At 39.6% G+C, this 19,764-nt stretch carries 17 protein-coding genes and 2 pseudogenes; 3 read left to right on the top strand and 16 right to left on the bottom strand.

Annotated elements, in window-relative coordinates:
• Nucleotides 1-346 precede the first annotated feature (346 nt).
• A complete protein-coding gene (locus tag CXF64_RS14465; protein WP_101217349.1) occupies nucleotides 347-1,360 on the bottom strand; it encodes a DUF5924 family protein in 1,014 nt (337 codons plus the stop codon).
• 135 nt (nucleotides 1,361-1,495) lie between these two features.
• Nucleotides 1,496-2,245 carry an ATP-binding protein gene (locus CXF64_RS14460; RefSeq protein WP_101217348.1) on the bottom strand — a complete coding sequence of 250 codons (750 nt, stop codon included), beginning with the start codon at nucleotides 2,243-2,245 and terminating at the stop codon, nucleotides 1,496-1,498.
• A 613-nt stretch (nucleotides 2,246-2,858) separates the two neighbouring features.
• Here CXF64_RS14460 and CXF64_RS14455 point away from each other — a divergent pair.
• Entirely contained in the window at nucleotides 2,859-3,836 is a 978-nt protein-coding gene (locus CXF64_RS14455) for a DUF1852 domain-containing protein (RefSeq protein ID WP_024599076.1), read from the top strand.
• A 75-nt stretch (nucleotides 3,837-3,911) separates the two neighbouring features.
• Nucleotides 3,912-4,946 carry a methionine synthase gene (locus tag CXF64_RS14450; RefSeq protein ID WP_101217347.1) on the top strand — a complete coding sequence of 345 codons (1,035 nt, stop codon included), beginning with the start codon at nucleotides 3,912-3,914 and terminating at the stop codon, nucleotides 4,944-4,946.
• A gap of 113 nt (nucleotides 4,947-5,059) precedes the next feature.
• On the opposite strand, the gene CXF64_RS14445 is transcribed toward CXF64_RS14450, so the two are convergent.
• The 7 genes and pseudogenes from CXF64_RS14445 to CXF64_RS14415 all read right to left on the bottom strand — a co-directional run bounded on the left by CXF64_RS14445 (nucleotide 5,060) and on the right by CXF64_RS14415 (nucleotide 10,862).
• Nucleotides 5,060-5,485 carry a retropepsin-like aspartic protease gene (locus tag CXF64_RS14445; protein WP_033029637.1) on the bottom strand — a complete coding sequence of 142 codons (426 nt, stop codon included), beginning with the start codon at nucleotides 5,483-5,485 and terminating at the stop codon, nucleotides 5,060-5,062.
• Nucleotides 5,486-5,940: 455 nt separating this feature from the next.
• Entirely contained in the window at nucleotides 5,941-6,915 is a 975-nt protein-coding gene (locus CXF64_RS14440; protein WP_101217346.1) for a transposase, read from the bottom strand.
• Nucleotides 6,916-7,010: 95 nt separating this feature from the next.
• Entirely contained in the window at nucleotides 7,011-7,754 is a 744-nt protein-coding gene (locus tag CXF64_RS14435; protein WP_101217345.1) for a hypothetical protein, read from the bottom strand.
• A gap of 218 nt (nucleotides 7,755-7,972) precedes the next feature.
• Nucleotides 7,973-8,246 (bottom strand): annotated as a pseudogene (locus CXF64_RS21115) (transposase); the annotation flags it as partial.
• A 146-nt stretch (nucleotides 8,247-8,392) separates the two neighbouring features.
• Nucleotides 8,393-8,953, bottom strand: coding sequence for a hypothetical protein (locus CXF64_RS14425; protein ID WP_101217344.1), 561 nt, complete (start codon nucleotides 8,951-8,953; stop codon nucleotides 8,393-8,395).
• Nucleotides 8,953-9,645 (bottom strand): hypothetical protein, encoded by a 693-nt coding sequence (locus CXF64_RS14420; protein WP_101217343.1) that lies wholly within the window; start codon nucleotides 9,643-9,645, stop codon nucleotides 8,953-8,955. Before CXF64_RS14420 ends, CXF64_RS14425 begins: the two co-directional genes overlap by 1 nt.
• A 107-nt stretch (nucleotides 9,646-9,752) precedes the next feature.
• The gene (locus CXF64_RS14415; RefSeq protein ID WP_101217342.1) at nucleotides 9,753-10,862 is read right to left on the bottom strand and encodes a toll/interleukin-1 receptor domain-containing protein; all 1,110 of its coding nucleotides are present in this window, start codon (nucleotides 10,860-10,862) and stop codon (nucleotides 9,753-9,755) included.
• A gap of 678 nt (nucleotides 10,863-11,540) precedes the next feature.
• Between CXF64_RS14415 and CXF64_RS20990 the strand changes: the two are divergent.
• Nucleotides 11,541-11,822, top strand: a pseudogene (locus tag CXF64_RS20990) (phage integrase N-terminal SAM-like domain-containing protein); the annotation flags it as partial.
• A 124-nt stretch (nucleotides 11,823-11,946) separates the two neighbouring features.
• On the opposite strand, the gene CXF64_RS14405 reads toward CXF64_RS20990, so the two are convergent.
• From CXF64_RS14405 to CXF64_RS14375, 7 genes are all read right to left on the bottom strand, one after another.
• Entirely contained in the window at nucleotides 11,947-12,717 is a 771-nt protein-coding gene (locus CXF64_RS14405; RefSeq protein WP_101217341.1) for an SDR family oxidoreductase, read from the bottom strand.
• Between the two features lie 9 nt (nucleotides 12,718-12,726).
• On the bottom strand, nucleotides 12,727-13,626 hold the full coding sequence (gene mmsB, locus CXF64_RS14400) for a 3-hydroxyisobutyrate dehydrogenase (RefSeq protein ID WP_101217340.1): 900 nt from the start codon (nucleotides 13,624-13,626) through the stop codon (nucleotides 12,727-12,729).
• Nucleotides 13,627-13,636: 10 nt separating this feature from the next.
• Nucleotides 13,637-14,788, bottom strand: coding sequence for an enoyl-CoA hydratase/isomerase family protein (locus tag CXF64_RS14395; protein WP_101217339.1), 1,152 nt, complete (start codon nucleotides 14,786-14,788; stop codon nucleotides 13,637-13,639).
• Entirely contained in the window at nucleotides 14,788-15,579 is a 792-nt protein-coding gene (locus tag CXF64_RS14390) for an enoyl-CoA hydratase (RefSeq protein WP_101217338.1), read from the bottom strand. Before CXF64_RS14390 ends, CXF64_RS14395 begins: the two co-directional genes overlap by 1 nt.
• Before the next feature lie 10 nt (nucleotides 15,580-15,589).
• Nucleotides 15,590-16,747, bottom strand: coding sequence for an acyl-CoA dehydrogenase family protein (locus tag CXF64_RS14385; protein WP_101217337.1), 1,158 nt, complete (start codon nucleotides 16,745-16,747; stop codon nucleotides 15,590-15,592).
• Nucleotides 16,748-16,916: 169 nt separating this feature from the next.
• Nucleotides 16,917-18,407 carry a CoA-acylating methylmalonate-semialdehyde dehydrogenase gene (locus tag CXF64_RS14380; RefSeq protein WP_007376568.1) on the bottom strand — a complete coding sequence of 497 codons (1,491 nt, stop codon included), beginning with the start codon at nucleotides 18,405-18,407 and terminating at the stop codon, nucleotides 16,917-16,919.
• A gap of 125 nt (nucleotides 18,408-18,532) precedes the next feature.
• A complete protein-coding gene (locus CXF64_RS14375) occupies nucleotides 18,533-19,714 on the bottom strand; it encodes a thiolase family protein (protein ID WP_024590172.1) in 1,182 nt (393 codons plus the stop codon).
• Nucleotides 19,715-19,764 lie beyond the last annotated feature (50 nt).

Below are 19,764 nucleotides of genomic sequence, written 5' to 3'. Positions count from 1 at the left end.
ATTATTCTTAAAATTATTCACCTAATTTGTTGGCCAGTTTAGTGACTCAAATAAGCCATAACGGCAATGAGTGCAACGTAAAAACAAAAACCGAGTAAGAAGATTAAGTCGACTCTTCTAGCTTTACTCGCTTTATAAGATGCAAAATCCTTAAACTCGCTATTATATTGCCCAAACGTTACCACTTTTAATAGCAGCCAGCCGGTCGAGTAAAATAAAAAACTCAAACAAGTTTCAACTATTAGCCAAATAAAATCTCAAATGCAATACTCATTAACTATGTCCATTAGTTTGTAATACAAAAACCATATCAGCTATGTGTTTAAAATACAGCCAGCTAAGTTAATTAAGGTGTAACAGTAAATTTCGTTAAACCTATTAACTGACCTGATTCGGTGACTACTTTTACTTGCCACTTACCAACAGAGTCACTAGGGAAATTTACCTTGTGAGTCCATGCTCTGTACCCTAGCTCTCTCCCGCCGTTTATATTTAACGTGATCCGATCAACTTCTTTCTTATTATGAAGCCACACATGAAATATTTTTTCATTTAAGCCTCTTGGTGCTTTAACAGCAGTCCAACTATATAAACCTTGATGGTGCAGTGTATAAGAGTCTAACTGTTTAATACTCCCTACTGGCTTTTTATGCTGTAAATCAACTTCATGAGCTAACGTAATATCGGTTAATCGCAGCGCTGCAGGAGGCACATAGCTTCTTAATTGCCACACAGCAGTGCTCAAAGCACATAAAATCAATACAAGGATAGGAAAACGCCACCAGCGTGCATTAGGCATTAAATTGTTTAAACTCGGTAGAGTAACCACTACAGCCGTTACGAGGGCTGCGGCTAAACTTTGGCTCGTTGTAAGGTGTAACAAAATAGGTAATGTAACGAGTAAAACAACGAATAAAGCAAAGTTATGAAACACACTAAATAACGTACGGTTTCTAGCAAGTTTTTTGTAATAAAAGGGGTCTATAACCGATATAACCGCACACAAAACAATGAGGGAGGTAAAAATTGCTTGAGGATGATCCCACTGTGTAACCGCTAAAAAAAACGGCAAAGCAAAAAATAGACTTTCTTGTTGCACCATTTGCAGAGCAAAACGCATTACATTAGGAGATACAGCCACACCAAACTTTTCTTCTACTTTGTCACGTAACCAATTATCAATAATTAGCCACAACCAACTAATAAGCAAAAATATCGCAATAACTTGCGAAAAAGACTCTTTTCTATCTACAAGTGCAAAGCTAGCAACGCCCGACAAAAATGCCAACACAGCCAACAATCCAGGTCGCTTTTGCATCGCGCTTATAAATTTAGCGATTATATTTTTACAGTAATCCATGTATAAGTGTTTCCGTACGGGTACGTACTTTATTATTTTTATTCAGAGTATGATTAGTTTAACCAAGTTTAAATGAACAACAGATAGATGGATGGATTCAAACGCGTCATTTACCAGTAAATCAAACTAACCATTTTAATTAAATAAAAGCTCGGCATAGCGCGTCATTGGTACGTTTATTAATTTTTGTAACGCGTGAGCCTTAGCAAGTAATTCGTCTTCACTAAGTGCAGGCATTGTATTGTTAAAAGCGAACACAATTTTATTACCACCTTCAATAATAAAACTAAGAATTTTTCCTGCAAATTCTTTCTCAAGAAGTTGATCAAACGCTTCCCTCTGCCCAACTTTGGTATGGCAAATATTAAGTACTAAAACACCGTCAAAAGTGAGCGCATTTTTACAATCGCGTAAGTAGGATGATTGCACCTGATCTGACTCCATCCCTTCTGAGCTATATAAATCAGAAAAAATAACGTCCGTTTTTATCTGCGTGTTTTTCATGTAGTTTGCCGCATCATCAATATGAATAAATAAACGTTCTGACACAGGAACTTCAAAATATTTTATAGCCATATCAGCAACGGCTTTGCGGTATTCAACGGTATGTATAGTCAGTGCAGGAAACGCATGATAAAGACTTTTTGCTATAGAGCCCGCCCCAAGTCCCATTATCATCGCGGTTTTTAAGTTTGGTATAAAAAAAAGCGCAGCCATCATAGCTTGCGTATAAGCTAAGCTTAACCCGTTAATATTATTTAATTTAATACAGCTTTGATAAATTTTTCCGTCAAAGCTGAGAATAAGATTCTTTTTTGTTTGATATACATAAACAGGGCCATGCTCATCAATAGTTGATGCAATACAAGTGCCTTTGATATCCACGAATACTCAATAGGTGAGGTGATGAAAAACGAGTATAACTTAGTTAACGTACTGCCATTGCTATTAATATGATTTATAGCGCTTTTATTAATTTACAAGCATTTATATACGTACTCAAAAAAGTCGGTTTATCATTTAGGTTAGATGAGCTGAAGTATCTGCCTTTATAGCTAATTAAAAATTTTCCAGTGATGACTCTTAGTACAAACAACGACGCAACATACTAAAAAATTGGCTAATGTACTGTTATAGCTATAAAAAATCACTTTGAATATTCCTCATGTTCAACATGAATAAAGCGCACACTAAAACAAGGGAAGTCTAAACGGCTAAACATCCATCCTTTATTTTTATCGATTTGTGCCTTTTTTTCGTCAATTGCTACGTAATCGAATCTAACAATAATGATTAATGAATATGACTCATGTTTTATGTGAAATTAAACCGTTTTTATTCATATACCAATCAACGTATAAATTACTCATCCCTTAGCGCTAAACACTATTACTAACAACTTAAAGCCGCTGAATAACAAACCAGCACGCTAAGTTAAAAGGTTAATAAAGCGCAAAGCATCAATCAGGTTTAAATTATAAAATTGGATATAAACACGATGAAAAAAGATTTTACATTTAATATTAAGAGCGTTTCACTCGACGAAAATTATCATCCATCAACTAATACGCGTATCACAACCAACTTTGCTAATTTAGCCAGAGGTGAATACCGCAAAGCAAATTTGCGTAACGCCTTAAACATGATTAACAACCGTTTTAATGCCCTAGCCCATTGGGATAACACCAAAGGTGAGCGTTATGCTGTTGAGCTTGAAATTGTCTCTGTTGAAATAGGTATTGAAGACGGCGGCGAAAGCTTCCCATCAATCGAAATATTAAAAACAAATATTGTTGACCATAAAACTAATAAGCGCATTGAAGGCATTGTAGGAAACAACTTTTCATCGTATGTGCGCGACTACGACTTTAGCGTACTCCTACAAGAGCACAATAAAGGCAAGCCTCAATTTAGTATTCCTGATGACTTTGGGGTTTTACATGGCAAGCTATTTCAGTCATTCGTAAATTCGGATACATACAAACAAAACTTTAAAAAACCACCGGTTATATGCCTAAGTGTGTCAGATAACAAAACCTACAACCGCACCGAAAACCAACACCCGGTACTTGGCGTAGAATATGAACCAAATGAATCGTCTTTAACTGAGCAATACTTCAAAAAAATGGGCTTGCAGGTACGTTACTTTATGCCGCCAAATAGTGCAGCGCCTTTGGCATTGTTTTTCTTTGGTGATTTACTTAATGATTACAGCAATCTTGAGCTTATAAGCACCATTAGTACGATGGAAACGTTTCAAAAAATCTACAGACCAGAGATTTATAATGCCAACGCAACAGCGGGTAAATCATATAAACCAAACTTAAAAAACTTGGACCACTCACTAACGCAAATTGTGTATGACCGAGAAGAGCGCGGCAAATTAGCAAACGAGCAAGGCAAGTTTGCACAAGAGCATTTTATCAAGCCGTATCAAACGGTTCTTGAGCAATTCTCTACTAGCTATCTGTCATAACAACTAATAGTAACGAGAAATAACGCGCTTAACGCTAAGTTTAATAATTAACTAAAATATACGGCATTATTTATTATGAAAAAATTACTACCTACATCTACCGCTGGCAGTTTACCTAAGCCTTTATGGCTTGCAGAGCCAGAAACACTTTGGTCACCTTGGAAATTACAAGGTGACGAATTAAACCAAGGCAAACACGACGCTCTACGCTTGTCATTATTCGACCAGCAACAAGCAGACATTGATATTGTTAGCGATGGCGAGCAAACAAGGCAACATTTTGTAACTACATTTATAGAGCACCTTAATGGCGTTGACTTTGAAAAACGTAAAACAGTAAAAATTCGTGACCGATACGACGCAAGCGTACCCACTGTTGTGGGCCCTGTTAGCCGTCAAAAGTCTGTGTTTGTTGAAGACGCTAAATTTTTACGCAAGCAAACCAAACAACCTATTAAATGGGCATTGCCAGGCCCAATGACAATGATAGACACGCTTTACGACGATCATTATAAAAGCCGCGAAAAGCTAGCGTGGGAATTTGCCATCATTCTTAATCAAGAAGCAAAAGAATTAGAAGCCGCCGGCGTTGATATCATCCAATTTGATGAGCCCGCGTTTAACGTATTTTTTGATGAAGTGAACGACTGGGGAATTGCCTGTTTAGAGCGAGCAATTGAAGGTCTTAAATGCGAAACCGCCGTGCATATTTGCTATGGCTACGGCATTAAAGCAAATACAGATTGGAAAAAAACACTAGGAAGCGAATGGCGACAGTACGAAGAAGCATTCCCTAAGCTTCAGCAATCTAATATCGATATTATCTCACTAGAGTGCCATAACTCCCATGTACCAATGGATTTACTAGAACTTATTCGCGGTAAAAAAGTAATGGTAGGCGCAATTGATGTAGCAAATCATACTATCGAAACGCCAGAAGAGGTAGCTAATACCCTACGTAAAGCACTGCAATTTGTAGATGCCGACAAACTCTACCCGTGTACCAACTGCGGCATGGCTCCACTACCTCACCATATAGCCAGAGGTAAACTAAATGCCTTGAGCGCTGGGGCTGAAATTATAAGAAAAGAATTATTAGAAAAGAACTAGAAAAGTAGCTTTAAAATACAAATTGTAAACAATAACTACTGTCGCACCATGTCATATTAAAATCCATAAACATGGTGCGTTAGATAAAATTTAAAGCACAAAGTTTAGGTTAGTTATTTAATTTTTTTATTAAAAAGCTCCAACCTATTTTTTGAAAAATCGATAACTGCTTGGTATTGAGTAAAAAAGGGAGAGCCTAACAAGCCATGTACTCCCTTTTCACCACCCGCGACCTGAACATGGTCAAGATTAAGTGACACAAAGCCTGGACTTTCAAACAAGGCATTTCCGAACTCAATTGAATGAACTTCTATATCCCCCATAGCGTGATCCGAAGTGCCCAAGCCTGCTGCATTCTCAACATTGAGTTTTTCTTCAATGCCTAACTCACTTAGGCATCCCCTGTCTAAAACAGATGTCCCAGCGCCAGTATCTAAAATAAAACGTAACAATTTACCGTTAATTTTAGCTTCAACAATTTGGTGGCCTGTTTCTGATATTTCAAACTCAATTACAGTTTTGCCTTCAGATAAATTCATATACGTTCCTTGTTAGATTTTATTTAGGTGTTGGAAAACGAATACATCCTACGATGAATCGACTTATTTAGCGGCTTTAAAGCTCCACTATTAAAAGTTGCAATTAATAGACAAATTTTACTAATTGCCCACCTCAGGACATTTTGTTGTATGTACATTAATTCAAGTCTATTTCAGGGTGTTCTTTAATCCCGTACATTTTTTCCATTATTTTTAAGTATGGACCAAACTAGACAGCCACTTTAATTGAACATATGGACCAAACTAGACAGCCACTTTAATTGAACAAACAAAACTGTGCCACAAAATTAGCCCTTAAGATTCAAAATTTATCTTTTTTACTGGGTCACTTTCATTTCATCTATTAAATAAGTCATTACATTCTTAAACCCAAATTACACGCATGAAAATAACTCCGTAATGGCAGTTTTAACTTTTACTGAATGGTTTTTAATTTATGCTAATAGCTTTTCGCAGTTACTGATATTCGCTCGCCGCTTTCGCTTTAAGTTTTCACAGTAACTTGCTTGTGAGGTCGGCCTGCCTACTGCGCCGTGAAATACGCGCGTAAATTGCGTAGTGAGTTTTAGCCAGTTATCTGGGGATATATTAAGCCTTTCTAGTAAAGGAAGGTTCATATTATCAATATGCCCGGGCTTATCCTCTCGTATTATTCGCCCTGTTAGCTCAACGAGTTCAAGGTACGATTTAAGCTCAAACGGCAGCCCTTTAGGCATAATCTGACGTGGCATGCCTGCAAAACGTAGTAACTGCTTAGGTTGTTTACCTTCTGCCGCGCATGTTAAGCGATTTTGTACACTGGTATGGTCTGACTCTTCTGGTGTGTTAGCCATTTTAGCTCTAATGGGATTTAAATCAACATAGGCCATACAGGCTACAAGTGCTGCTTCATCTAGTAATGCTTGCGATTTGAATCTACCCTCCCAGAACCTCCCTGTGCAGTTATCTTCTTTATTTGCTCTGCGGGCAATGTCTTCATTTAACACCCGCATAAACCAGCTAATACTTGATAGGCGCTCTCGATATTCCTTTACTGTTTGATTAAAAAAGATAAGCTCAACTTTACTTAGCCTTTCACCCTGTATGTACTTTTGCGTTAACAATGTGCCTTTGCACAGCTTGTGCCAGTGAATAACAATCGCTTTATCATTCAGCCTGTTTGCTTTCTTATCATCTACATACAGTACTAAATGGGTGTGATTACTCATTACGGCATAAGCACATACATCAATACAAAATACTTTAGCTAATTCAAGCAGCTTATCTTCAACCCACCCTCGTCGATGCTCATAAGATTGACCAGTAAAACGATCTTCCCCACATAAAAATGCACGACGAACACAGCGTGAAATACAATGGTAGTATTTTGTATCAACCAAACTTACTTGACGCTTTCTTGCGATAGCCATAAGACACCCTGCTTGTTTTTTAGACTAGATAAAACGTAGTCCTTAATTTTAAAAAGAGCAAAATTTAGGATGGGTGTCACTGTTATTGTGCCTTGTTAGGCATTTTGCACTAGCCGTCTAGCTGCTGCCGTTTCACCGTAAGTATTTAAACTTGTAACTGTGATGGCCGCCATGGAGAAGACCAAAATAGAGAAAACAGATACTCCAAGTAAACTTTCAGCTTTAATTGCTAATATCACTAGCTGAATTGAGCCTAAAGTTATAAACGCAAAAAGAAAATATATTGTCACGGATAATCCGCTAATAAGGTTAAGCCTTTTTGGGTGTTTAAATAAAAACTGTCCATTTTCAACAATCAAATGAGATATGGCTTTCTTATAATCAAGAAATTTACTATAAGAGTCACTCATCGTAAGAATAAGCTTGATAGTTGAAACCTTAGTCAGGTATTTAAATTCTTTTTTGAATGCTTTCTCAATAAGGTAGTCGCGATGGTTTTCAATTCCCGACTCGACGATCTTGTCGAAATCAGACTTATCATTTGCGGGCTTGCTAGAAAGCTTTGTTTTCCAAAAAATAGCAATAGAAAAGCCTACGAGAATTGTTCCTAGTAATGTAGGAATTATTTCTGGTCCAGATACAAACTCAAGGACAAAATTGTAGTCTTGGCTTTTTAGCTCGGCTTTTCCCTTCGTTACAAAACCATATACAGATGAGCCAGTAATTAGCATGCTGCCGAGCGCGAATAGAGACCAGGTGAACTTGTTCTCAAACGGACGATTTAATATCGAATCAAACTTTTTAGCGATACTGGCTAAAATACTTTCCCAAAAGCTCAATGCTTTCTCCTAATATGCCTAACGAGCCTGTAGATTAACTCGTTTTTAAATTTGTTTTTATTGATAAACAAACCATAGCTGAGTTCCTATTTTGGTTCAATTGATTACTGTATTTTTACGTAGAATATTGAAGTGTTTGATATTGTTTTAATTGACGTTTTGGAAGGGATTAAGGGTGGTTGAGTGGCTTTTATTTAGGGTAAAAGGGCTTACCCTTCTTAATGCATCGTGTTTTGCAGCTTTTCTATATTATGAACAAGACAATACAGTTGCCATTGCGCATTCACTTTCGTTTGACCCCGTAAGGTCAATTTATTCATGCCTTTATTCACTGTAATGTTCCGCTTTTTATTTAAAGGAAAGCCGGTTCGATACAGCCGAGTCGTTTGCCATTCTTTAATAATCAGCTATCGTCGACCTATGGGGCTGTCTATTGTTACTTTCATTTTTGTCTACATAGCTCAGCTTTTTGCGTGATTCATTATTTATAAAAATGCACTATTCATACTGATTTTGTTGGCTTTTTTCCTAATGATTAGGATGGGTGTCATCCTAATCACTATGAGCGACGCTTGGCTATACTTGAGCGAAGCGAAAACGCCAAGCGTTGCGAATCACTCTTAAATGCTTTTGTTATATCAATTTTTACTATCTCGAGGGGCTATTACATAATAAATAACCTTACCATCACTAGATTTATAGCTGTCATTTTTATCTACAGAAACACACAATTTACCATCACAACTCGTGATGTGACCATACTGATTAAGCTTCTCTATCTGAGCTTGAAGTTGCGCTTTCTCACTTCTTAGCTCGTTAATCTCATTTATAGTGGGAATATCTTTGACAAATAGGAACCAAATACTAATTGCAACACAAATTAATAATATAAGCATAATGAAAGATAGTTTTAACACCGAGTATCTGCTTGCTTTCTCATACCTGGACGCTGCTTGTTCTGCTTTAACATGCGCATGTTCAAGTTTTTTAAATAATTGCTCCGAAACCTTATCCGCTATTTCACTTGATGCATTTTGGGTAGACTCTTTTATTGCTTTTTTAGTCTCTGACTCAACTCTACTAACACTCCGGTTAGTCTTTTCAATTGACGTGATTGCATTTAAAAATCTTTGTTCATTTTTCTCACTTGCAGTAAGCAAATTAGCAGCTGCATCAAATAACTTATCTAACCTCTCCATTATCGACTTATCCCTATATCGAAACCTTTGGCTCTATTAAGACTTTTTTTAGCCTCTATACTTTTATTAAATTGATTCTTTATCTCATTCACATATTCTTTATGTTGTAACCTGAGCTGCATAATGTCCGTAAACTGGAAATATTTAATTCCACTCTCAGAAACTGCGATGATTATACCTCCAGTTCCTACCTCTCCTGTACCTTGGCACCTAGCAACCAAACTCAAATAGTCCTTAAAATCATCATCGCTAAAAGTGGTATCGTTACTAAATACACCGTCTACAATTTTTTCAATAAAAGTTTCTAATGTAAAACTATCGTTAACACTACTATCAAAAGCATCCAGATAAGGTTTGATATTATTTACACAAAGATCATTAAAAGGCTCGGTTTCAACATACCAGTGAATACTCTTAGACAAAGAAGTATTTGCATGGTCTTCTCCCAATGCCGACTTTAATTGAGAGTGTCTTTGCATCTCTTTTTTTAAGCTGCCAGCTTTGTTTTTAAACTCTATGAGTTTTACAACTCCAGGAAATTCTAAAAGTACATCGCCTAACTCTTTGTCTGCTGGCGTTTGTTGAAGCAGGTTTACGACTGACAGAACCTCATTTCCGCCTTTCTTAGTACCAATAGAGTAGCCTAATCCATAAAGAAAGTTTCCAATAACTACATTCTCATATAGTTTCATTATTTTTTGCACCTATCTCTAAATTGATATAACGCTTTGCTCACCGGAAAATTGGGAGCGCAGCGAGCAATCTTTCCGAGTGCAGCAACTTGTTATATTTCTACCCGTCACTTGCGAAGACGTCTCAGTAACTTCTGCAACGAATCTTCATATTTTTCGTGACTGTAGAAATCTGCATACAGCTTACCTTCTAAAAAGCTAGGGAGTTCACATTCTTCCATAACTAGTGGAAGCACAACAACTTCACCGCTCCCTATTTCACGATTCATTGCTATATCTAGTTCCTTCTCAACCCATTTGGATTTTATTGATCTAGGCGACAAAATAACGCCAATGTACTTTGTCATTTTAAGCCCTTCATCAATCTTTTTGATTAGGGAGTCCCCGATCTGGATTTCTGCCTCATCTAGCCAAACCTTGGTTACGCCATGACGTTCAAGGTCACTCTTCAACCGACGAACAAAAGGTTTGTCTTCGCTGGTATGACTTAAGAATATCCCATCATATTTATGATGAATTACGTCATCTTCATTTAGGTCAAGAGCACAGTGAACCAAGGCTGTTATAGCTTCATTTGATCTTGGAGGTGTTAGTAGCCAACCCACGTTTCCACCAAGCTCGATTTCAAGTCCTAAATCGTAGCCCTCAGGCGTTTGAGCTAAGCATTTATTAATTCCTGGTGGGGTATCAATACATATACGCCAACCATCTTTTGCTACCTGTTCGAAATATGGCGTTAATTTATTCCCAGATTCCGTGATGGAAACACGACGTGATTTTTTAGTGTAAACATCGTTATTCTCTACAAGCTTTTCTACCGTTTTATTCAAGTATGATATCCAAACTTTTCTATATCCGAAAAACTGCTCTCTTTTTTCCTCAGCGAGAAGCCAGATCACTCGGCAGCCATTTTTGAGAGCAGCTTTCATTTCTTCCGATCTATCACTGTAATCAAACACAGTATCCAGATCATATGAATTGTTCTCTCTTTTTAGATCATAAAGTTCAGAGCTAGAATCACTATGTTCACCGGCACTTCCAAATATAAAATGGCTATAGCTCTGGGGATTTATGATTATTAGATCGTACTCATATAAAGCGTACGCAGCTCTATCTTCATCAACTTCAGGGCGACACAATCCCAGCGTTTCAATTTCAACATCAATAATATTTGGCCCAGAATATTCCAAACCAACAAGCAACACTTTTTTACTCAATGCTCAATCCTTGTATTTAAAATATAACGCCCAATTAATGGGCTTTTATTGCTGGCTAAAATTGCGAGGAACGAGCACAGCCAGCTGTAAAAGCCCCGTTCAATTGCTTGTTAGCATTACACTACTTATATAAAGCAACATTTTCTTTGCGTAGTATATAAATAATAATTTATTGTAAACAGCAAACCAACCTAATACAGCAAGGATAACACCAAGGTTATACTCACGAACCAGAGGAATATACATTATTGACGTAACCACTACGATTAAATACAGGAAAAAAGTAACCCAAAATAGTTTGGAATTGATTAGCTTTAACCTTACGTTACAATTTGGACATTTAAAGTACAAAGGAAATGCCGAAAGAGAGAAGCTAAAAGGGTTTATATTTTGACTACAATTAGGACAACTACTCATATACTTCCTTGTAATGCTAACAATTTTGTCTACGACATTTGTCGTTTTATAAACCGACAAATGTCCATATATTACAGTGCATTTATCTTAGCCATCAAATAAACACCTGTAAACAATTAGTTAACTAGAAATTATTTTTAATCAATGCACAAATACACCGAAATGGTGGAGATCAGTAATATTGGACAAAACAACAAGTACTGTCTATATATACAGTTAACTTTTGCTAGAGATTCATATCATGAAATCACCTTTTTAACTATGATAGCCGAACAAATGTATCTAAAGCGTTATGCTAAAAGTACCGTTAAAGCGTATTTATACTGGATAGCTTCGTTTATTCGATTTAACTCTATGAGGCACCCAACAACGATGGGAGATAATGAGGTCGAACTTTTTTTAGCTTTTTAAACTCGTTTAGTCAACCAACAAAATGTTGCTCCTAACACTCAAACACAAGCGTTAAATGCGTTGAGCTTTTTATTTAAAGAAGTGATTAAAAAGCCACTCTCATTAGGTTTTATTAAGAGCAAACGAGCAACTAATTTCACAACAAATTTCCAATGCCGTTGTTAGACCTTTTTCAAGTTTATAAATCTCCCCGATTTAAAACAAAAAAGCACAGCCCAAAGAGCTATGCTTTTAATCAACCTTAATCCAGTTCGGTTTACAAACGAATGCCGCCGTCTATTTCAACCACACGACCGGTAAAAAAGTCGTTTTCGATTATGTATTGTGCAGTATGGGCAATTTCGTCGCTTTCGCCTAAGCGCCCTACTGGCGTTACTGCAAGCATACGTTGTTTGGCTTCTGGCTTCATGGCGTCGGTCATGGCGGTACTTATTACACCTGGTGCAATAGCACCTACACGTATACCAAATCGGCCAAGTTCTTTAGCCCATGTGGTGGTAAGTGCCACTACGCCTGCTTTAGATGCCGCGTAATTTGTTTGGCCTATGTTACCTGCTCGCGCTACGCTCGACATATTAACTATAACGCCGCCTTTACCAGATTCAATCATGTGGCTTGCAGCTTCCCGTCCTGCTAAAAACACACCGGTCAGGTTTACATCAATCACAGATTGAAATTGTTCAAGAGACATTTTTTTAACGACCTTGCCATCTTTTGCCTTTATAAACATGCCATCGCGTAAAATACCGGCGTTGTTTATTAGCACACCAATGTGGCCAAAATCGCTGTTAATGGTATTAAATACGTTTTCTACTTCGCTCTCATTTGTTACGTTTGCGGCATAACCTTTAATATTGCTAGTTACACCTTCAAGTTGCATAAGTTGCTCGCATGCCGTGTTTAATAAGTCTTGTGCCATATCTATTAAAGCAATGTTAGCACCCATAAGTGCAAACTTTTGCGCCATTGCAAAGCCTAAACCTTGTGCGCCACCGGTTATTACTACCGTGTTATTTTTAATTTCCACGCGTTGCTCCTACTTAGAAAACAGTTTAAAAATGGCACTAAAGTCATCACTACCCGCACCTTGGTGCTGTAGCATAGTGTATAAATTTTTAGCCATTGAACCCATAGGGGTTGATGAATTACTTTGCTGCGCGGCTTCCATGGCAAGGCCTAAATCTTTAGCCATTAAATCGACCATAAAGCCAGGTTTGTAATCGTTACTAGCAGGGGCTGTATCCATTACACCTGGGCAAGGGTTGTAAAGTTCAAGCGTCCAGTTTCGTCCAGAACTTGCGGTCATGATGTCGCTAAGTACTTTAGGATCGAGACCGTTATTAATACCCATTTGCAGTGCTTCGCTGGTGCCTGCCATTAAAATACTGAGTAACATGTTATTACATATTTTTGCTACTTGCCCTGCACCAATATCGCCTGCATGAAATATGTTTTTACCCATATCACTAAGCACTGTATGTGCTTTATCGAACGCTGCTTTTTCGCCGCCTACAATAAAAGTAAGTGTACCTGCAGTTGCGCCTGCAACGCCGCCCGATACCGGTGCATCTACAAAGCTTATGCCTTGTTTGCCAAGTGCACTGCCTACAGTGCGTGCTGATTCTGCATCTATTGTTGAGCAATCAATTACTAATGTATGATTGCTTAGCACGTTAATTAAACCGCTGTCGTCGTTATTACCCAAATACAGCGATTTAACATGCTTGCCTGCAGGTAACATACTAATAAGTACGTCAGCATTGGTTGCGCACTGCTTTGCATCAACTGCTGCTTTTGCGCCTTTGCTTGCAAGTTCATTTACGACCGACTGGTTTAAATCGAACACACTCACAGTATGTCCAGCTTTAATTAAGTTAGCCGCCATTGGGCCGCCCATATTACCTAAGCCGATAAAACCAATATTGAGTTTAGTCATCGTCTTTCCTTTATTTGTATCTTGGCGTGTCTAAGCCATTGAGTGGGTGGTTTTCGCCAAAGCGGTTAGCAAAAAAGCTGTCTATTATTGTTTGCGGTACATCACTTAGTGTTTTGTATTGCCAATTAGGCGCGCCGTCTTTATCTATTAATAGCGCTCTTACACCTTCTTGAAATTCACCTACTTCGCCAGCGCGAACCGACATACCCAGCTCCATTTTAAAACACGCTAATAAGCTTTTGCCTTTACTTGTTTTTAATTGCTCACTAACGAGTGCACAACTTAATGGGCATCCGTGTTTAAGTGATTTTTGAGCGCGTTGTAGCCATTTATCGTCAGTGGTTAGCCCTAAAATATAATTAACCTGCTCTTGCAAGGTTTTAAACTCACCCAGTTTCTGAATCGTTTTTAGGTTAGCTTTTATATTGCCTTTAGGCATACGCGCCGACTGGTTGTCTAAATCGGTGAGTAAATCGGTTAATCGATCATGATTTAAGCTTGCGGTTTTGCCCCATTTAGCAGTTAAAATTTGCGCAAGCATGGCATCATATTTGTTGCTATCGATAAAGTGATCGGCAAGCGATACAAAACGCGCGTCGTCGCAGTTTATAGAGGCTGACGTTAGCCCTAAAAATAACCCGACGTTTTGTGGCATTTTATGTAAAAAGTAACTGCCGCCTACATCTGGGTATAAACCTATGGTTTGCTCTGGCATGGCAATGCGTGATGTTTCGGTTACAACGCGGTGGCTAGCACCGGCCATTAGCCCTAAACCGCCGCCCATTACTATGCCGTTACCCCAAACAAGGATTGGTTTATCAAAGGTATGAATAAGATAATCAAGTTTGTACTCTAGTGTAAAAAACTCTTCAACTAGGCTTGTTGGTTTACCTTGCGCCATTGCATGATGAAGGCTGACAACATCGCCACCAGCACAAAATGCTTTATCGCCAGCGCCTTTTAACAACACCATTGCAATAGCATCATCGTCTTGCCAAGCTCGCAATTGCGGCTCAAGTAATTTGATCATCTCAAAATTAAGTGCATTTAATGCTTTTGGCGCATTGAGTGTAATAAGCCCTATTAAACTGCCGTTTTCTGCGGCTGCGGTTTCAAATACCACGGGCTCATCGGCGCTATTTAATAATGTTAAAGCACTCATTAGCCGTTTACCCAGTTAGCTCGGCGTTTTTCTAAAAAGGCATTTACGCCCTCTTGTTGATCTTCGGTATCAAATAAACCAACAAATAACTCGCGTTCAAGAGGTAATACACTTGCCATTGGTTGATTGCGCCCTTTTTGAATCAATGTTTTACATGCTGCAACTGAAGTGGGGCTTTGATCGGCCACTTGGTTGGCCAGTTTTAATGCTGCCGCAAAGCTTTCACCCTGTGGTACTACTTCTTCTACTAAGCCAATTTGCAGAGCTTTATCAGCTTTTAGGCGCTCGCCACATAAAATCATGCGTTTTGCCCAGCCTTCGCCAACTAGCCATGCTAAATTTTGTGTGCCACCCGCACACGGTAACAACCCAACTTTAGCTTCAGGGAGCGCCATTTGTGCTTGCTCTTCCGCTATACGTATATCGCACGCAAGGGCGACTTCTAGCCCGCCGCCCATTGCATAGCCGTTTATGGCTGCAACCGACACGCCTCTAAAATTAGTAAGCGCTTCAAATGCTTCACCAAATACACGCGACATATCGGCGGCTACGCCTTTATCGCCACCAGCAAATACGTTTAGGTCGGCACCTGCGCTAAAAAACTTCTCGCCTTCACCAGTCAGTACTAATGCATAAATATTTTTATTATTATTAAGCTCATTAACGGTATTTTTTAAATCAACTAGGGTGTCTTTTGTCCAGGTATTTGCTGGCGGATTAGACATAGTTAAAATAGCAACATGACCTTCGGTTGTAAGTTCAATACTCGGATTAGATTTTGATTCTGACATACATTGCTCCTTATAAAACGTCGCTTGCAGACTGCGCTAAAATACGGCGCGCTATAATCACACGCATAATTTCGTTAGTGCCTTCTAAAATTTGATGAACGCGTACATCACGTACATGGCGCTCAAGCGGGTATTCTTTTATGTAACCGTAACCACCATGAATTTGTAGTGCGTCGTTACACACGGTAAAGCCTACATCAGTAGCAAAGCGTTTAGCCATGGCGCAGTAAGTGGTTTTTTCAACGTCGTTATTATCAAGTTTAAATGCAGCAAGCCTAACCATTTGACGCGCAGCTACAAGCTCGGTGTTCATATCGGCAATTTTAAATTGCAATGCTTGAAACGCAGCCAATGGTTTACCAAATTGTGTACGTTCTTTTAAATATTCACGGGCTGTATTAAGCGCCGCTTGCGCTGTACCAATTGAACATGTGGCAATATTAATCCTGCCGCCATCAAGGCCTTGCATCGCAAATTTAAAGCCTTCGCCCTCTGCGCCTAATAAGTTATGCGCAGGAATGCGTACATCTTCAAAGCTAATTAGGCGTGTTGGTTGTGCGTTCCAACCCATTTTTTCTTCGGCTTTGCCGTATTCAACGCCTTTTGCGTCGGCAGGCACTACAAATGCCGAAATACCCGCAGCGCCTTCGCCGCCTGTACGTGCCATTACAACTAATACTTCGGTTTCGCCAGCGCCCGATATAAACATTTTTGAGCCGTTAATAACATACTCATCGCCCTCAAGCACGGCTTTTGTTTTAAGTGATGCGGCGTCTGAACCCGACCCTGGCTCTGTTAAACAATAAGAGGCAAGTAACTCGCCCATTACTAATTGCTCTACGTATTTGTCTTTAACTGCATCGGTACCAAAACTTGCTACCATCCAGGTGGCCATATTATGAATGGTTAACATGGCCGTTGTTGCGGTACAGCCCATAGCAAGCTGCTCAAAAATAATGCTCGAATCTAAACGTGATAAACCAAGGCCGCCCGCTTCCTCTGGCGTGTATAAACCACAAAAACCAAGCTCGCCTGCTGCTTTAATCGTGTCTTTAGGAAAAATATGTTCGCGATCCCACTTTGCTGCATAGGGGGCAAGTTCTGACTCGGCAAATTGGCGTGCAGTTTGCGCAAAGGCTTGTTGATCTTCAGATAAGTTAAAGTCCATGGTAGACCTCTTTAATTGTGTAAGTTATGTTAGTTGTGTTGTTAGTGTTTCCCGTCACGGGAGTAGTTCGTGACGAGCGGCGAAGGCTTATGTGTGTTGTGTGTGAAGTAGCCTTCGCGCCCATCTTTATTATTAATTATTCTTTTATTTACTCATTTTTTAATTACGATTATTTTAAGTTAATGCTCATATTTGGACCCGACGCAATATCGTCTTCAAACCAACGTGAGGTAATCGTTTTAGTTTCTGTGTAAAAACGAATGCCTTGTTTACCGTACGTGTGTGTATCGCCGTAAAACGAGCCTTTCCAACCAGTGAACGAAAAGAACGGAAGTGGCACAGGAATTGGCACATTAATACCTACTTGGCCTACTTCAATTTCGTGTTGGAATTTACGAGCCACTGCGCCGCTTGAGGTAAATAACGAGGTGCCGTTACCGTAAGGGCTGTCGTTAATAAGTGCAATTGCTTCATCAAGCGTGTCTACAAACATACACGCCAGTACTGGGCCGAATATTTCTTCTTTGTATAAATCCATCTCTTTGGTTACATCGGTAAATAACGTTGGACCAACCCAGTTACCTTGCTCATACCCTTCAACTGTAAAGTCAGAACCATCAATTAAACAGGTAGCGCCTTGCTCTTTACCACCGGCAATGAGTGATAAAATACGTGCTTTTGCTGCTTTTGATGTTTGTGGACCGTATGCTGCATTTGCATCATCCCACACGCCTGGGCGTACATTTTCAAAGCCTGCTTTAATTTCATCTACCCATTGACTTGCTTGACCTACAAATACAGCAACCGAAATACCCATACAACGCTGGCCAGCAGCACCTACCGATGCGCCTACTAAGTTATTTACAACGTGCGATTTACTTGCATCAGGCATAATAACCATGTGGTTTTTAGCACCAACACACGCTTGCACGCGTTTAAGATTTTGTGTGCCTTTAGAATAAATATAAGCACCTACACCACACGAGCCAACAAACGAAATTGCACGCACTGCTTTATCTTCTAGTAACCGGTCTACTTGTGGTTTTGTACCGTGAACAACTTGTAATACGCCTTTTGGTGCGCCGGCTTCAATAAATAGCTCTGCTAAACGCATTGGTGTAAGTGGATCTTGCTCAGACGGTTTTAAAATAAAGGTGTTACCACACACAATAGCCAGCGGGAACATCCAAAGTGGGATCATTGCAGGGAAGTTAAACGGGGTAACACCTGCACACACGCCAAGTGGCTGCATGTAAGAATACGTATCGATTTTACGCGCTACGTTTTCCATTGTTTCACCCATCATTAATGATGGTGCGTTAGCGGCTTGTTCTACTACTTCAATACCGCGCCAAACATCGCCTTTTGCATCTTCAAACGTTTTACCCAATTCATGGCAAATAATGGTAGCAAGCTCATCATGGTGTTCTTTTAATAGCGCAGCGTACTTCATCATAATACGAGCACGTTCAGTAATGGGTACGTCTTTCCATGTTTTAAACGTCTCAGAGGCTGAGGCAATTGCCGCGTCCATTTCTGACTCGGTGGTGCATGGCACTTGTGCAAGTACTTCTTGAGTTGCTGGGTTTATAACATCGATAAGCTCTTTTGATGCTGATTGAATAAATTCGCCATTAATAAGTAGTGGTACTTGGTGCATGATTAAATCCTAGTGTGTGAGTTGTGTGTTCTCTTTTAAAATTGGTAGCGCCGCTTTGTTAGTATTATTGGTGCAGCGCTTTTATAGTTATTCGTATAGCTTTCTTATAACTGCTTAATACCTAGTTAATACGCTTCTACGGCCATAGCAACCGCTTCACCGCCACCAATACATAAAGACGCAATGCCTTTTTTAAGGCCTCGGTTTTTAAGGGCATGAATAAGCGTTACTAAAATACGCGCGCCGCTTGCGCCAATTGGGTGGCCAAGTGCACATGCACCGCCGTTAACGTTTACTTTGCTTTCATCAAGTTTTAACTCGTTAATAGCCAGCATGGTTACCATGGCAAATGCTTCGTTAATTTCCCAAAGGTCAACGTCGTTTACAGCCCAGCCTGCTTTTTCAAGCACGCTGCTTATTGCACCTACTGGCGCTACTGTAAATTCACTTGGTTTTTGAGAGTGAGTACTGTGCGCTACAATTTTACAAAGCGGTGTTAAGCCTTGCTCTTTTGCTTTTGATTCGCTCATTAATATAAGCGCCGCGCCACCGTCTGAAATTGACGATGAATTAGCGGCTGTAATGGTGCCGTCTTTTTTAAAGGCTGCACGCAGACTTGGAATTTTTTCTGGGCGGGCGTTACCTGGTTGCTCGTCAATCGAAACAGTTACATCGCCTTTGCGTGTTTGCATCGTATGCGGGGCAACTTCGTTATCAAAACTGCCATTTTGTATTGCTGCTTTTGCTTTACTTAATGAGCCTAATGCAAATGCATCCATTTGCTCGCGACCAATGCCGTATTCGTCGGCGGTGTCTTGTGCAAAACAACCCATTGCTTTGTTATCGTAAGCATCTTCAAGGCCGTCGCTCATCATGTGATCTTTTATTTCGCCGTGACCCATTCGCATACCGCCACGTGCTTTTGGAATAAAGTACGGTGCGTTTGTCATGCTTTCCATGCCACCGGCAATGGCAGATTGGATAGAGCCTGCTTTAATTAAATCGTTTGCAAGCATGGCGGCTTTTAAACCAGAGCCACATACTTTGTTAATTGTTGTAGCGCCAGTGCTAAGTGCAAGGCCTGCTTTTAACATTGCTTGGCGTGCGGGCGCTTGCCCAAGCCCTGCTGGTAATACACAGCCCATAATTACTTCATCTATTGCATCATTAGCTAAACCAGTTTGTGCAAGTGCACTGGCAATGGCGGTAGCGCCAAGCTCGGTAGACTGCGCATCACTTAACGCTCCCATAAAACCACCCATTGGGGTGCGTTTTGCTGCTACAATTACCACTGATTCTAAAGTCATAACTAACTCCGTTGTAATTTAATGCAAATAATTGTTAGTATATTTGCTCT

Source organism: Pseudoalteromonas sp. GutCa3 (assembly GCF_002836155.1).
Taxonomy (GTDB): Bacteria; Pseudomonadota; Gammaproteobacteria; order Enterobacterales; family Alteromonadaceae; genus Pseudoalteromonas; species Pseudoalteromonas arctica.
Note: the sequence above shows the minus strand (reverse complement) of the source record. Positions and strands in the feature narration are given on the sequence as shown.

What these genes read in the sequence shown, in the direction of transcription:
- CXF64_RS14465 (WP_101217349.1), bottom strand. Translation starts at nt 1,360, where the DNA reads ATGGATTACTGTAAAAATATAATCGCTAAATTTATAAGCGCGATGCAA.
- CXF64_RS14455 (WP_024599076.1), top strand. Translation starts at nt 2,859, where the DNA reads ATGAAAAAAGATTTTACATTTAATATTAAGAGCGTTTCACTCGACGAA.
- CXF64_RS14450 (WP_101217347.1), top strand. Translation starts at nt 3,912, where the DNA reads ATGAAAAAATTACTACCTACATCTACCGCTGGCAGTTTACCTAAGCCT.
- CXF64_RS14445 (WP_033029637.1), bottom strand. Translation starts at nt 5,485, where the DNA reads ATGAATTTATCTGAAGGCAAAACTGTAATTGAGTTTGAAATATCAGAA.
- CXF64_RS14440 (WP_101217346.1), bottom strand. Translation starts at nt 6,915, where the DNA reads ATGGCTATCGCAAGAAAGCGTCAAGTAAGTTTGGTTGATACAAAATAC.
- CXF64_RS14425 (WP_101217344.1), bottom strand. Translation starts at nt 8,953, where the DNA reads ATGGAGAGGTTAGATAAGTTATTTGATGCAGCTGCTAATTTGCTTACT.
- CXF64_RS14420 (WP_101217343.1), bottom strand. Translation starts at nt 9,645, where the DNA reads ATGAAACTATATGAGAATGTAGTTATTGGAAACTTTCTTTATGGATTA.
- mmsB (WP_101217340.1), bottom strand. Translation starts at nt 13,626, where the DNA reads ATGACTAAACTCAATATTGGTTTTATCGGCTTAGGTAATATGGGCGGC.
- CXF64_RS14395 (WP_101217339.1), bottom strand. Translation starts at nt 14,788, where the DNA reads ATGAGTGCTTTAACATTATTAAATAGCGCCGATGAGCCCGTGGTATTT.
- CXF64_RS14390 (WP_101217338.1), bottom strand. Translation starts at nt 15,579, where the DNA reads ATGTCAGAATCAAAATCTAATCCGAGTATTGAACTTACAACCGAAGGT.
- CXF64_RS14385 (WP_101217337.1), bottom strand. Translation starts at nt 16,747, where the DNA reads ATGGACTTTAACTTATCTGAAGATCAACAAGCCTTTGCGCAAACTGCA.
- CXF64_RS14380 (WP_007376568.1), bottom strand. Translation starts at nt 18,407, where the DNA reads ATGCACCAAGTACCACTACTTATTAATGGCGAATTTATTCAATCAGCA.
- CXF64_RS14375 (WP_024590172.1), bottom strand. Translation starts at nt 19,714, where the DNA reads ATGACTTTAGAATCAGTGGTAATTGTAGCAGCAAAACGCACCCCAATG.